A 12,885-nucleotide genomic window follows, 5' to 3' on the forward strand; every position below is an offset into this window, starting at 1 on the left:
CCCAATCGGCCAAGTCCTCACGGTGCGACGCACAATCGTCTCCGCATATTTGACGTAAAATTGCAAGCAAAATATTCATTTTTCTGCTCCTTTCAGGTGCAATCCGCACTCTTTATGTTCAGGGTTTTCCCACCACCATCGCCCGGCACGTATATCTTCTCCTTCGCGAACAGCACGTGTACACGGGGCACACCCGATACTCGGATACCCTTGGTCATGCAACACGTTATACGGAAGCTTATTCTCCTTGATATAGTTCCAAACCTCTTCTTCACTCCACTCAATCAACGGATTAAGCTTAATCAACTTGTTTCCTTGATCCCACTCTACCAACCTCATCGTTTCACGCGTTGGAGATTGAGAGCGTCGAAGTCCGGTAATCCATACTTCAACCCCTTTTAATGCCCTTTGCAACGGTGCGATTTTACGAACATGGCAACACATTTTTCGATTTTCAATGCTTTCGCGAAATCCATTAATCCCTTGGCGCTGATAAAGAACCTCAATATCCGAAGCGTTCGGAAAATAGACATCAATTTTGATGTCGTATTTTTTATTGATCTTATCCATCACGGTATAGGTTTCTTCGTGCAATCTTCCCGTATCGAGGGTAAAAATTTTTGCTTTTGGATCTGCTTGTAACACTAAATCTGTCAAAACTTGATCTTCTGCACCAAAGCTTGTAGCCAAGGCAATTTTTCCGCTGAATACTTCCAAAAAATTAGCCAATACCACATCAACCGGCTCATGTTCAAACTGTGTATTTAAATTTTCTAAATTCATACGCATACTCTATATCCTAAATTTGATAGTCGTTATAGGCTATCTTCTCTCTCCCGAAATTGGTCTTATCCCAGGCCCGTTCATGAAGATAATACAAGACCATTTTGGTAAAAACTTCGAGAGATCCGATCGATATTGCCCAAACTAAGTTCCCGGTAATGAAAAATGAAATAACCATCGTATCGATCGTTCCTACCGTTCGCCATGATATTGCTTTGATAATGCTACGGTAATGTTTTTCTCTCATCTTAATTATTCTCCGATGGAAACTCGTAAAGCTCGGTGCTTAAATACCGTTCCCCGGTATCGCACAAAATCGTTACGATTGTTTTCCCTTTATTCTCAGCTCTTGCTGCAATTTTACGTGCCGCGGCAACATTGGCTCCTGCGGAAATTCCGACTAAAAGCCCCTCTTTTTTTGCAATTTCTCGGGAGGTCTCAAACGCTTCAGCATTGGTAATCCGAAGAATCTCGTCATAGACTTCTGTATTGAGCACTTGTGGAACAAATCCGGCCCCGATCCCCTGAATTTTATGAGGTCCGGCTCCTTCTCCGGATAAAACCGCTGAGGCATCCGGCTCTACCGCAATCACCTGGATATTTGGGTTATAGCTTTTAAGCACTTCCCCTACTCCGGTGATGGTCCCCCCTGTACCGACAGCTGCGATAAAAATATCGACCTTGCCTTCCGTATCTCGCCATATCTCCTCTGCTGTCGTTGTACGATGAATCTCGGAGTTATCCGGATTATTGAACTGCTGCAGCAAAACAGCACCGGGCAATGTTTGAGCAAGTTCAGCCGCTCTTGTCACCGCCCCACCCATCCCTTTTTCAGGTTCGGTAAGGACGATTTGAGCACCTAATGCCGCTAATAAACGTCTACGTTCCAGACTCATTGAGCTGGGCATAGTGAGAATCAATTTTAACCCGAGGTTCGCCGCCACACTGGCAAGAGCGATTCCGGTATTTCCGCTGGTAGGCTCTACGATAATACTCTCAGGTGTAATCTCGCCTCGCTCTATTGCTCTGAGAATCATGTTGCTGCCGATCCGATCTTTGACCGATCCGGACGGATTCATAAATTCGCATTTACCTAACAGTGTCGTTTTATTTTCTGCATATTTGAGTTTAACCAGTGGTGTATTACCGATCAACTCTGTAATGTTGGCCGCTATTTTCATTGTTCCCTCCTTCTCGGGGCGTAGTAAAGCATCTTTGTGATTTCACTCACACCTAATCAAAACAACACGACTGAATAACTATTCAGTAATATTTGACGGCAGTTTAACAAAAGTATTTCACAATGTCTAGTTAACATAGCATTTTACTAAGGATTAAACTGCTCTCTTCTTGTTAATGATCACTTTTTAATCACATTCGTAGTTCAACGGTAATATACTTCGTTTATAATGGTGTTATGAAATGCATACCAAAAATTTTATCTATTTGGCTTCCCCTCATTGTTGTATTATTGTGCATGAGTGGAACTGAAACGGATGCTGCAGAACTTTCAAGTAAAAATACGATGATACTTCTTGAAGAGATCGAACACCATGCAATGATTTATGGAGAGGGGGAGAAAAAGGTCTATGTATTTGTGGATCCGAAATGTCCTCATTCTCAAGATTTTATATCCATGATAAACGAAAATGCGAAAATGCGTACTATGTACCGATATTATATTTTTTTCTATGAACTAAAACGATTCAATTCGCACGATCTAATTTCCGCTATTTACGAATCAGCTACGCCATTGCAACGGACATTGGAAGTCATGGTTGGGGGGAAAGAGATGCAAACGAGCAATCAAATCGAGCCTAAAATCGAGACAAAAATTGGTGATATAGCACGCGTTGCCAATGAGATCGGCGTATCGAAGCGTCCTTACCTGATAATTGCAAAGAAGTGGGATTAACCATGTATTACCATACCCCGAACACATCACGATTTATCAATATGATTCGACGCTTTCGAATTCTCATCATTGCCCTATTTCTCTTCATTTCAGCCGCAGCGTTGTGTGTTCTTAGACCGGAATTGATTTCATCGGATACAATGTTTTGGCTCAGTGAATCCAAACAACTCCAAAAAACACAGCAACAAGCCTATTCAAAAATTTATGTAGGGCGTTTAAGTGTAAAAGTACCGTCATTTGACGAGGCAACGAAAAATACATTGCAATCTCTGCAAACCGAGCTTGAACATAGCGATGGAGTTGAACAGGTCGAATCTCTTTTTTCAGCGTATATGATTTTCAACGATCAAAGCTCCGAAGAATCAGCATTGGTCAAAGCCTTACCGATAGCACAAATGAGCACACCAAAAATGATTACTTTTATACAGACATTTCCCGAACCGTATCGACGTTTTGTTCGTAACGACTTTCGCCAATTTCATTTTATAATCCACTCCAAAAAGCCTATACAGATTGACCGTATGACTATTCCCTATCCATATGAATATTCTGAGCCGATGGTGAAAGCAGAGTTGTCACATTATTTGTGGTATGTGGGGATCATTCTATTGACTATCGTCGCGATGTCTCAAATCATATTTAAAAATTTCATTGCGGCATTAGGGGCCATCAGTGTTACTGTTATTACATTAATTTGGACTTTTTCACTGATTTATCTTTTAACCGGCAACAAACAGATTCATATTGCGATGAGTCTGATGGTTGTGAGCATTGCAATCGGGCATTATCTCTATTTCTATTACCGCTGGCATGTCTCTCAATTTAAAAATGATCCTAACGTAGCACTCGAAAAAAGTATTAACCGTAATCTTCTTCCCGCACTTTGGACATTGCCGGTACTTATTATCAGCTTAGGATCGTTGCTTTTTGCCGATTCGCTGATTGTAAGTATGATGAGCCTGAGCTTGATGGTCTCCTCAGCGGTCGCTTATATCGTTAGTATCTTATTTTTACCGGCATTGTTAAGTTATTTTACGGTCACCCATCCAAAAATAGGGTTGGCACGAGTATGTTATTGGTTTGCCAATCAAGAGGTTCATTACAACCCAAAACTGCTTCAAAGATTTATGATTGTCTCATTATTAATCTTTGTATTCGTCGGAATTCGTCTTTATACCGCCCCGACCTTATTCGAAAGAAGTGTCGGAAATGAGACAATGACACTTAAAGTACCGTTTAAAGAAATCGATCTAAGTACGCTGCACAAAATCGATGCTTTTGAACATGAACTCCGCACTCAAAACCCTGGAGTAGTCAAAGTAGATTCAGTAGTCACCATCCTAAAAAGAGTTGACTTGGCTAATAATCCAAAAAATTCTTTGGATGAACAGCGGCTTTTGCAAGCCCTGTTTTTTCTTGACCTGTATGATCTGAAACAATCCTATATTGACAAAGATTCTCTCAACATTACCATTACATTAAACAATGCAGATCATTCGGGCGTCATACGATTTTTAGAATCGTACAAAGCCTTACCGATCTATTTGACCGATGTGGACAGCTTATCTCAAAGTTCAAAAATGGATAAAATGCTCATTCTTGTTTCATCGCTGTTCTCAGCCCTTTTCATCATTTCTCTTGTCATGGGGATTATTTTTCGCTCATCCGCCATTGGATTGGTCGGTTTCGCTTCAAATGCCATCCCTATTATTTGGTTCGTACTCTTTATGATACTGTTTAAATTTGAACTGAGTATCGAAGCATTGATTGCAATGACAATATCAGTGGGATTAACGTCCGACACGATTATCCATTTCGGATACAAATATTTCAGAAGCCGGTATTTCGGCCGTTCTCGAAAACATGCCCTTGAGATTATGTTCTTTTATGCCGGTGTTCCGGCTATTATCAGCGCATCGGTATTAATGATCGTTTTTGCATTATTAACACTGACCCAATTGCAGTCTTTGCAACTCATCGGTGCATACGGAGCCGTATTAATGCTGATCTCATTATTGAGCGATCTGTTTATCCTGCCAGTTTTATTACTGGCAGTGGATCGCCATGATACCAACAAAACTATGCCTCACTAGTTTCCTGTTACATTTTCACGATACTGGTCTCCCAGCCATCATATTGCCCTTCGGATTGATAGGCGAGATCGATAAGATGCAGTGTCAAAGTGTCAATATCATAATAAAAAGGTTTGTCTTGACGATAAAAACTGATCCCTAGCATCGGAGTATTTTCACTTGGTTCCATCAACTCTTTAACTTTAAACGCTTCAGATTCGATACGATCAACAAAAGAATTGCGCTGTTCTAGGGTTTCAAAATACGCTTTATGTTCAATTGCACGTGGCAAATGGAGTGAATCTCCGGAAGCTTTTAAATTGTCACACACTTTATGATTTTGGATAATTTGCCACTCGATGGGGGTCGGGAAAAGAAGTTTATTATAAATTTCCCAATCTGTATCCATTTTTGATCCAAATTCATACTCGTAATCCGGAAATTCATTCATCGCCGCTTTGACTGCATCTGGCCAATCAAAAGTATGTTTTAGGTAATAGATAAAGGTCATCTCCCCGTTCGATACGATCTTCCCGACATAACTCCCGACGCGATAACGCAACGATTCCATCTCAATCCGGTCTTCGATAAAACTGAGTTGTGCCTCTTCATCTTCCGAAATCAGCCCTTTATCATTAGGAGCTTTCATGGTGACTTTGATAAATCCCATATAAAACTTATCTTCACTCGGCAACTCAACGGAAATACCCGCATTCACTAACACCGAGGCAATATGGCCATCGATTGTTTTCATATACAATTCCCAATATTCTTGCATCTTCTACTCCATTTCCAAGGTCATTAAATACATATCTTCACCGTCGATCACTTTGACTTCCAGACTATCACACTCCGGACACTTGTAATACACTTCACCTAATTCAGTGATTTTCCCGCATTGTTTGCATTCAATCGTCAAAGGCTGCACATTCATCACAAAATCCGCCCCGTCACACACCGTTTTCTCTTTGAAGGTATTAAAGGCGATTTCAAGCAGATGAGGCTCTACTCCGGACATTTTACCGATTTTAACGATAATCTTTTTGACCGACTCTGCTTCATTTTGCGCCGCGATCTCTTCGCATTGGGTCAATAATGCCTGCACGATCGAATATTCATGCATAATTTACTCCTTTTATTTAATTTTAACGCCATTCGGAGCTATGCCCCGATCGGCTACGCTCGCCGCTATGGCACTGAAGCTTGCCTCTTCGAAGCAGATTTTTCTTAGGTAATTGGGGGTTTGAATTGGACAAAGCTTATAAACAAAATCTTTGCGCAGACGGTTGAAATCACTCGCAGGATCATAAAAACTCGGATACATCTGCTCCAATTCGTACTCTCGATGACGCTGAATCTCCTCTGCAAACGAAGTATGATGGATTTTTTGACGTTTGGCATCCAGAAGTTCATAATATCGATCTTCATCTTCGCAGAGTGATGCACAATAACGGTGCAGTTCATCTAAATAAGTCTCATCATCTTCTGATAAAACCGTATCTACCAAACCGATAGCCTCCGCATGTACGGCACTGATCGGCAAACAACCGCTTGTCACTTCCTGAGCCATTTCCCCTCCGACACGATGCAGCAAAGTATAGGTCCAATACTCGCTCCCGTGTAATCCAAGTGTCTTATAATGCGGATTGAGTACAACCCCTTCACGCGCAACAATATAATCGGATGCAAGGGCCAAAAAGACTCCCCCCGCTCCGGCATTACGATGCAGTGAACTCACGGTGAGCACCTCATCACACTGCAAAATAGATTTGACCACTTCGTTCATCGAATGGATATTCGACCATCCGTCTTCGTCGGCTTTTTTAGAATCTTCCATAATATTGAGATGGATGCCGTTGGAAAAGAACTCCTCTCCTCCCATCAATACCAGCACTTTGATCCCCGATTGTTTCAGATGATCAAACGCGTATTTAAGACGTACGCATTGATGGGCGCCCATCGCACCGTTATGAAAATTAAATCCGAGATACCCTATCTCATCACGTTCATAATAGGTGATCTCTTTGAACGTCTCTAAAGAAGGATCGACAAACAGCGCCAATCGATCTTCCCTCACCCCTTTGAGCCGATCTTTGAGGACATAGGTTGCGGGAAGTTTGATACTCGGAGCATGACGCTCTTTGAGGTGGGTTATCCAAATCGATGCGTCTTTCGTACCCAGACAGATCGCCCCTTCTCGCTTTGCCAAAATTTCTTTGATTCCGCCTCGAAGCTTCGACTCTTTATGGACACCGTACAAGGTACATTCTACCCCAAGAATCGTATCCAGAACACCTGGATGACTGTCGGCAGATCGAATCTTAGTAATGATACGCTCGGTCGTATCCTCTTCCCAGTCGATACGGCGGTCATTCTGTGTCATCACCAAATGAGCCGAGCCGGGTAAAGTATGTGAGTGTTGCGAAATAGGGACAAAGATCGAATTATTCAAAGATTTGAAGAGTTCAACCACCAATTGTGACGCAAGGGTACTTACAGCAGTGCGATAGATCGAAGCTTTGCTGGCTCTACTCATCGGGAAAGTATCGTGCGCGTAAATATCTCCGGCATCGTATTCGCCGTTTGCCCTCAATATCGTTACACCCCATCTCTGCTCTTCATTCATGATTGCCCAATCAAGAGCATGCGCTCCACGGTCTCCCGCAATCCCCGGATGGATGATGAAAGTAGGGATCACGCTCCAAATGTTCTCAGGAATCCGCTTTTTTAAAAATGGCGACAGAATAAGATCGGGTTTAAATTCCATAACCTCTTCGATGAGTTGAGGCTCATTGATAGCAAAAGCAATCCCTACCGTTTCCCCTCGATCCCGAAGATCGCAAAAAATGCGCTGGCTCAATGAATTAAATGCCGAGACAACCAACAAGATACGCAACTGCTTCTACTTTTTCAACATATCCGAGGCAATAACTCACCCGTTGGCAAATCCATAAACCGCTTCGATCCCCACGCACTCAATAATACGACACGTCCGTCATACTGATGGGTTACATCAGCAATAATTGCCGCATGGTACGCCTCTTCAAACCCCTGTAAAATCTCTACTGCCCGCTGTGCATCTTCGCTCTTCACCGCCAGAACAAACGTCCCCTCATTGGCAAGATTGTACGCTTCAAAACCCAAAATTTCGCAAATTCCGCGTACCTCGTCACTCACCGGCAAAGCCTCTTCTTTGACTTCGATACAGACGGTAGATTGCGCAGCCCATTCATTAAGCACCGCTGCAACACCGCCGCGCGTCGCATCCCGCATCGCCGTGATCTGGATACCTTCAGAGAGGAGTTTTTCAACCAGCGGCCAAAGAGAAGTACAATCGCTTTGGAGGTTACTGCTAAACTCCATCCCTTCGCGGTTGGCAAAAATCGTCGCACCGTGACGTCCTATCTGATTGGATACGATAATCGTATCGGCTACACTCACGCAGTTGGAAGATATCCCGCTTTTTTGCACGACACCCACCCCCGTCGTATTGATAAAAATCTTATCAACACTTCCGCGAGGGACCACTTTGGTATCACCGCAGACGATCATAGCTCCGTTGATGTCAAGTTCTTTTTTCATCGAGCGGACGATTTTTTCCAAATCATCGACCGAAAATCCCTCTTCAACAATCACAGCGCACGTCATATAGGTCGGTTTTGCCCCCATCATCGCCAAATCGTTACACGTACCGCAAATACTCAGTTTCCCGATATCGCCGCCGTCAAAGAAGATAGGGCTGACGGTAAAGCTGTCGGTAGTAAAGGCTAAGCGCCCGCCGTCAATAATTGCGGCATCTTCACTTTTTGCCAAAATCTCATTTTTAAAATGTTTGTAAAATATTTTCGAGATCAGTTCACCGTTTTCCTGCCCACCGTTCCCTTGGGCTAATGTCACTGTTTTTGTCATCTTTTCCACCTACTTTTTCATAATCTTTATATACAACTCTTCCACCTTCGTTCTCGCCCAAGGTGTCTTTCTAAGAAACTTTAGACATGAGTTTATAGTCGGATTTATCAAAAAGCATCTAACATTTATGCGATTACTTAACTCTTCAAATCCATAACGTTCAACCAAACTCTCTAGAATCTCCTGAAGTTTAATACCATTCAAGGGATTGTTTTTATTTTTTTCCTCTTCACTCATTTTTTTCCTTTGGCAAGCTTGTTGTTTTATTTATTCTATTTATCATTCAACACTTCCCAATGCCCGCTTTTCAAACTACCGACCCTCTGTAGTCTCCCTTGCTCTTTGAGTGTTGCCATATCCCTTTTGATGGTTTTATCGCTTACTTTTAATCGCTCGGCTATCTGTATCGACGTAATCTCTTTGTTTTTTTCGATCAGTTTTACAATCTCATCCAAACGATTTTTAGGGACATTTTTGGGGACATTTTTGGGGACATTTTCATTCGAAGCATTTTTCAATGTTTTGAGTATAATCTCCAGCATAAATTCTATAAACGGTGTGCTTTCTCCTGCACTTCCTGAATTTTCCAAAGCCTTATAATACGATGCTTGATGCTCTCGAACGACGCTCTCAATGGGGATAAATCCAAAAATCTTTTTGTAATGGTTCAGTATAACACTCTGCCAAAGCCGTCCAACCCTGCCGTTTCCATCACTGAATGGATGGATAAACTCAAATTCATAATGAAATACGCAAGAGACGATCAGAGGATGATCTTTTGTATTTTGTAACCATTCAAACAGATTGCCCATTAGCTCTAGAACTTGAAATGGAGAGGGTGCGATATGCGTTATGACATTCTCTGAACCAACACTTGCATTTAAACTTCTATAACTTCCCGCATTGGTTAAAAGTTCATCCATCATCAGTTTATGCGATTTTAGGAGATCTTTTTCACTTTTAAATGAGTAATTATCAAAATGCTCATACGCTCTTATAGCCCCTTGTACCTCAGCGATTTCTCTCATCGTCCCTAAAACTGTTTTGCCATTGATTACATTGGTAATTTTCTCTTCACTAAACGTATTACCCTCAATCTGCAACGTTCCCGTAATACTCTTTATACGATTTTTTTTACGAAGTTTCGGAGTTTTTAAATTGATTTCTATATGCTTAATGTCAGTTACAATTTCAACAATATCACTTACCAAAGAGAGCATAGTAGAGGTAATCGTAAACGGCGGTTTATAACTCATAACTGCAAAGCCTTAGATTTAACATAGATTATATCAAATTCCCGTATTTATAATAGGCGGCACATGCCCCCTCACTGCTGACCATACAGCTTCCCAACGGTGAACTCGGTTTACACGCCGTTCCAAATACACTGCATTCCTGAGGCTTTGCAAAACCGCGTAAAATATCTCCGCAGATACACAGTTTATGGTCATCGATCTCATCATAAGGAAGTATCTCTTTGAACAACACTTCTGCATCATAAGCGGCGTATTTATCGCGAAGCTTTAAACCGCTGTCGGGAACATTTCCCATCCCTCGCCATTTGAAGAGGCTCACTTTTTCAAAATACTTTTCAATCAATGCCTGAGCTTTGAGATTTCCCTCAGAGGAAACAAGCCGTTTGTATTGAATTTCCAGATCACTGCGCCCCTCATTAAACTGCTTAAGCATCATATAAATAGCTTCCATGACATCGACCGGTTCAAAACCTGCAACAACTACGGGGATATGATATTCTTTGGGAAACTTCTCGTAAATTTTCGATCCGCTGATAACACTGACGTGTGAAGGTCCGATGAACGCATCGATACGGTGATCGTAGCTGTTAACATGTTCATCTCGACTGTCAATCAGCTCTTTCATCACTTCAGGGACAGTGACATGATTGATATGAAAAAAGATGTTTTTAATTCCGCGCTTGATCACCACATCCAGCAATGCCGCAGTCATCGGGGTCGTCGTCTCAAATCCGATAGCAAAGAAAATAATTTTTTTATCCGGATTTTCCTCAGCTACTGGAAGCGCATCCATCGGCGAATAGATATAACGTACATCCGCCCCTTTGGCTCTCGCATCCTGTAAAGAGCCGTGGCTTCCCGGAACTTTGATCATATCCCCCAGTGTGAGTAAAATCACATCGCTCTGCTGTGCTAGAACGGACGCATGATCAACCCGTTCTTTAGGCATGATACACACCGGGCACCCCGGACCGTGGATAAAATTGATATTTTCAGGCAACAGTTGAGTAAGGCCGTATTTCATGATCGTATGGGTATGTCCTCCGCATACTTCCATGATGTTCACGTTGCGTTCAAGTATTTTAGCCTCACGCGCTATCAATTTTTGAAAACTTTTGATAACGTCGGGATCACGAAATCCGTCATACAAATCTTTTAGTTCCAAAGAACTCATAGCACTTCTCTATTGGCACAATTATCATCATCAAGCACTAACTGCCGACGATCTTCTTCATCGAGTTTTTCAAGAATTTCCTGATAAACTCTCAGTGATTCCATCGCATCTTCTTCATCAATTTTATTCATGATAAATCCGATATGAAGAAGTACATAATCTCCGATTTTGACAGAGCCCTCTTCCATCAAATCCAATCCGGCAGTACGCTGTACACCCATCGTATCTACGGTTGCAATATTAAGTTCCGTGTCAATTTTGACTACTTTTGAAGGAATCGATAAACACATAATTACGCTCTCATCTTTCGTTTAAATTCAATCCACTCAATAACCCGTTTGACCGAAGCTTCATCGTTAATATTGACCTCTAAGATATCGACATTCGGTTTGATTTTCCGCGCCTCAGCTTTTTCACGCTCTATGTCGTATTGGAAATAAGGGAGAAGATCCGTTTTCGTGATAAGGATCAGATCAGCGCTTCGGAACATCACCGGATATTTGGCGATTTTATCTTCCCCCTCCGGGATAGATACGAGGACGATATTGAGATGCGATCCCACATCGTAGCTTGCCGGGCAAACGAGATTACCGACATTTTCGATAAAACAGACATCCAAATCGGCTATCGCCAAATCATGCAACCCTTTGTGAACCATAAACGCATCCAGATGACACGCACTCCCCGTCTGAATCTGCACCGCACTGATCCCTTTGGCGATTAGGCGGTCGGCATCACGCGACGTCTCCAAATCCCCTTCAATCACTCCGAATTTAAACGGAGCCAAGCCCACCATTGTTTCCAACAATGCTGTTTTACCGCTTCCGGGTGAGCTCATAAGATTGATCGCCAATACCCCGTGCTCATTGAAATGCTCTCGGTTATGATGCGCTTCCTGATCGTTTTTATCCAAAATCTTTTTGATCACCGCAATCGTTTTGGTGTCATTGAGCTGCGGATTATGGTGCAGTGTCTCATGTGCCGCATGATGGCTGTGAGAGTGATGGTCATGATCTCCGTGATCGTGGTCGTGGTGATCCCCATGGTCGTGATGATGGTGATCGTGATCCGTAAGTGAACATCCGCAATCTTTACACATTTTAAAATCCTTATTATTTAAATTTTCTATTCTTATGCCATAAGCATATTTCCGCCTACGAGGACAGAAATCGTTCCTACTGCGGCAAAGACTCGGCGAACATTTTTAATCGTTGTTAAAATGTCCTTGTTAATCCATAAAATCACCAAACCGAAAGCGAAAAAGACTACCATAACACCCAAAATAAAAGCAAAGATCATCGACACATCAACCGCTTGCCCTTGAAGTACCCCAAGGGTAACCAACATACCGCGCACCCCGCCGATTCCCATTAAAATACCCACACCGAATGCCGATGGGGTAGAAGATTCATGTTTGTGTTCATCCCCGAACCAAATGTGCACATGTTTTTTGTGATCGTGGGTATGAGAGCTCAAATGGATTTTATTGGCATAGACTAAATACAGCAGATAGACACCGATCGAAAAAATCACGCTCGATGCGATAATATCGCCATATCCCAATACCTCTTCGGGTATAGCAGTATGTTGAAGTATTTTAGCAAAAACGAAAAGCATGATCCCATGCCCTATCGCAAAAGCACCCACACTTAAGAGCGTTCTTTTCGCCTCTTTACCGATGGAAAAATCGGCAATGGCGGTCAAATGATCCGGCCCGAAAGCGTGCAGTATTCCGTACCAAAAAATTACGATTAAACCCAGTTCCATGGCATCCCC

15 protein-coding genes are annotated in these 12,885 nt (G+C 42.4%); 2 read left to right on the plus strand and 13 right to left on the minus strand.

Features of this window, described 5'->3' with window-relative positions; translation table 11 throughout:
- Window positions 1-75: 75 nt before the first annotated feature.
- Genes WC407_RS02565 through cysK form a run of 3 tightly spaced genes read right to left on the minus strand, consistent with a single transcriptional unit; the run spans window position 76 to window position 1,964 of the window.
- The gene (locus tag WC407_RS02565; RefSeq protein WP_373020949.1) at window positions 76-789 is read right to left on the minus strand and encodes a phosphoadenylyl-sulfate reductase; all 714 of its coding nucleotides are present in this window, start codon (window positions 787-789) and stop codon (window positions 76-78) included.
- Window positions 790-799: 10 nt separating this feature from the next.
- Complete coding sequence (locus WC407_RS02570) at window positions 800-1,030, minus strand: DUF2061 domain-containing protein (RefSeq protein ID WP_373020954.1); 231 nt, start codon at window positions 1,028-1,030, stop codon at window positions 800-802.
- Window position 1,031: 1 nt separating this feature from the next.
- The gene (gene cysK, locus WC407_RS02575) at window positions 1,032-1,964 is read right to left on the minus strand and encodes a cysteine synthase A (protein WP_373020956.1); all 933 of its coding nucleotides are present in this window, start codon (window positions 1,962-1,964) and stop codon (window positions 1,032-1,034) included.
- A gap of 296 nt (window positions 1,965-2,260) precedes the next feature.
- On the opposite strand from cysK, the gene WC407_RS02580 reads away from it, so the two are divergent.
- Both WC407_RS02580 and WC407_RS02585 read left to right on the plus strand, forming a co-directional pair.
- Entirely contained in the window at window positions 2,261-2,698 is a 438-nt protein-coding gene (locus WC407_RS02580) for a hypothetical protein (protein WP_373020958.1), read from the plus strand.
- A gap of 2 nt (window positions 2,699-2,700) precedes the next feature.
- Window positions 2,701-4,791, plus strand: coding sequence for a hypothetical protein (locus WC407_RS02585; protein WP_373020960.1), 2,091 nt, complete (start codon window positions 2,701-2,703; stop codon window positions 4,789-4,791).
- 7 nt (window positions 4,792-4,798) lie between these two features.
- Here the strand turns inward: WC407_RS02585 and WC407_RS02590 are convergent, their stop codons facing one another.
- Genes WC407_RS02590 through WC407_RS02635 form a run of 10 tightly spaced genes read right to left on the minus strand, consistent with a single transcriptional unit; the run spans window position 4,799 to window position 12,876 of the window.
- Complete coding sequence (locus WC407_RS02590) at window positions 4,799-5,548, minus strand: DUF695 domain-containing protein (RefSeq protein WP_373020962.1); 750 nt, start codon at window positions 5,546-5,548, stop codon at window positions 4,799-4,801.
- A gap of 3 nt (window positions 5,549-5,551) precedes the next feature.
- The gene (gene hypA / locus WC407_RS02595) at window positions 5,552-5,893 is read right to left on the minus strand and encodes a hydrogenase maturation nickel metallochaperone HypA (protein WP_373020967.1); all 342 of its coding nucleotides are present in this window, start codon (window positions 5,891-5,893) and stop codon (window positions 5,552-5,554) included.
- Window positions 5,894-5,905: 12 nt separating this feature from the next.
- Window positions 5,906-7,666 carry a hydrogenase maturation protein gene (locus WC407_RS02600; RefSeq protein WP_373020969.1) on the minus strand — a complete coding sequence of 587 codons (1,761 nt, stop codon included), beginning with the start codon at window positions 7,664-7,666 and terminating at the stop codon, window positions 5,906-5,908.
- Window positions 7,667-7,680: 14 nt separating this feature from the next.
- A complete protein-coding gene (hypE, locus tag WC407_RS02605) occupies window positions 7,681-8,679 on the minus strand; it encodes a hydrogenase expression/formation protein HypE (RefSeq protein ID WP_373020971.1) in 999 nt (332 codons plus the stop codon).
- A gap of 9 nt (window positions 8,680-8,688) precedes the next feature.
- Window positions 8,689-8,916 (minus strand): VF530 family DNA-binding protein, encoded by a 228-nt coding sequence (locus tag WC407_RS02610; protein WP_373020973.1) that lies wholly within the window; start codon window positions 8,914-8,916, stop codon window positions 8,689-8,691.
- A 35-nt stretch (window positions 8,917-8,951) separates the two neighbouring features.
- The gene (locus tag WC407_RS02615) at window positions 8,952-9,935 is read right to left on the minus strand and encodes a Fic family protein (protein WP_373020975.1); all 984 of its coding nucleotides are present in this window, start codon (window positions 9,933-9,935) and stop codon (window positions 8,952-8,954) included.
- A gap of 28 nt (window positions 9,936-9,963) precedes the next feature.
- The gene (gene hypD, locus WC407_RS02620) at window positions 9,964-11,109 is read right to left on the minus strand and encodes a hydrogenase formation protein HypD (RefSeq protein WP_373020979.1); all 1,146 of its coding nucleotides are present in this window, start codon (window positions 11,107-11,109) and stop codon (window positions 9,964-9,966) included.
- Window positions 11,106-11,399, minus strand: a complete 294-nt coding sequence (locus WC407_RS02625) for a HypC/HybG/HupF family hydrogenase formation chaperone (protein ID WP_373020981.1) — start codon at window positions 11,397-11,399, stop codon at window positions 11,106-11,108. Before WC407_RS02625 ends, hypD begins: the two co-directional genes overlap by 4 nt.
- 2 nt (window positions 11,400-11,401) lie before the next feature.
- The gene (gene hypB, locus WC407_RS02630; RefSeq protein WP_373020983.1) at window positions 11,402-12,208 is read right to left on the minus strand and encodes a hydrogenase nickel incorporation protein HypB; all 807 of its coding nucleotides are present in this window, start codon (window positions 12,206-12,208) and stop codon (window positions 11,402-11,404) included.
- Between the two features lie 32 nt (window positions 12,209-12,240).
- On the minus strand, window positions 12,241-12,876 hold the full coding sequence (locus WC407_RS02635) for a hypothetical protein (protein ID WP_373020985.1): 636 nt from the start codon (window positions 12,874-12,876) through the stop codon (window positions 12,241-12,243).
- Window positions 12,877-12,885: the final 9 nt, after the last annotated feature.

Origin of the sequence: Sulfuricurvum sp., assembly GCF_041651515.1 — a bacterium.
GTDB lineage: Bacteria > Campylobacterota > Campylobacteria > Campylobacterales > Sulfurimonadaceae > Sulfuricurvum.

What these genes read in the sequence shown, in the direction of transcription:
- hypE (WP_373020971.1), bottom strand. Translation starts at nt 8,679, where the DNA reads ATGACAAAAACAGTGACATTAGCCCAAGGGAACGGTGGGCAGGAAAAC.
- hypA (WP_373020967.1), bottom strand. Translation starts at nt 5,893, where the DNA reads ATGCATGAATATTCGATCGTGCAGGCATTATTGACCCAATGCGAAGAG.
- WC407_RS02635 (WP_373020985.1), bottom strand. Translation starts at nt 12,876, where the DNA reads ATGGAACTGGGTTTAATCGTAATTTTTTGGTACGGAATACTGCACGCT.
- WC407_RS02580 (WP_373020958.1), top strand. Translation starts at nt 2,261, where the DNA reads ATGAGTGGAACTGAAACGGATGCTGCAGAACTTTCAAGTAAAAATACG.
- WC407_RS02590 (WP_373020962.1), bottom strand. Translation starts at nt 5,548, where the DNA reads ATGCAAGAATATTGGGAATTGTATATGAAAACAATCGATGGCCATATT.
- WC407_RS02610 (WP_373020973.1), bottom strand. Translation starts at nt 8,916, where the DNA reads ATGAGTGAAGAGGAAAAAAATAAAAACAATCCCTTGAATGGTATTAAA.
- hypB (WP_373020983.1), bottom strand. Translation starts at nt 12,208, where the DNA reads ATGTGTAAAGATTGCGGATGTTCACTTACGGATCACGATCACCATCAT.
- WC407_RS02625 (WP_373020981.1), bottom strand. Translation starts at nt 11,399, where the DNA reads ATGTGTTTATCGATTCCTTCAAAAGTAGTCAAAATTGACACGGAACTT.
- WC407_RS02615 (WP_373020975.1), bottom strand. Translation starts at nt 9,935, where the DNA reads ATGAGTTATAAACCGCCGTTTACGATTACCTCTACTATGCTCTCTTTG.
- WC407_RS02565 (WP_373020949.1), bottom strand. Translation starts at nt 789, where the DNA reads ATGCGTATGAATTTAGAAAATTTAAATACACAGTTTGAACATGAGCCG.
- WC407_RS02585 (WP_373020960.1), top strand. Translation starts at nt 2,701, where the DNA reads ATGTATTACCATACCCCGAACACATCACGATTTATCAATATGATTCGA.
- hypD (WP_373020979.1), bottom strand. Translation starts at nt 11,109, where the DNA reads ATGAGTTCTTTGGAACTAAAAGATTTGTATGACGGATTTCGTGATCCC.
- WC407_RS02570 (WP_373020954.1), bottom strand. Translation starts at nt 1,030, where the DNA reads ATGAGAGAAAAACATTACCGTAGCATTATCAAAGCAATATCATGGCGA.
- cysK (WP_373020956.1), bottom strand. Translation starts at nt 1,964, where the DNA reads ATGAAAATAGCGGCCAACATTACAGAGTTGATCGGTAATACACCACTG.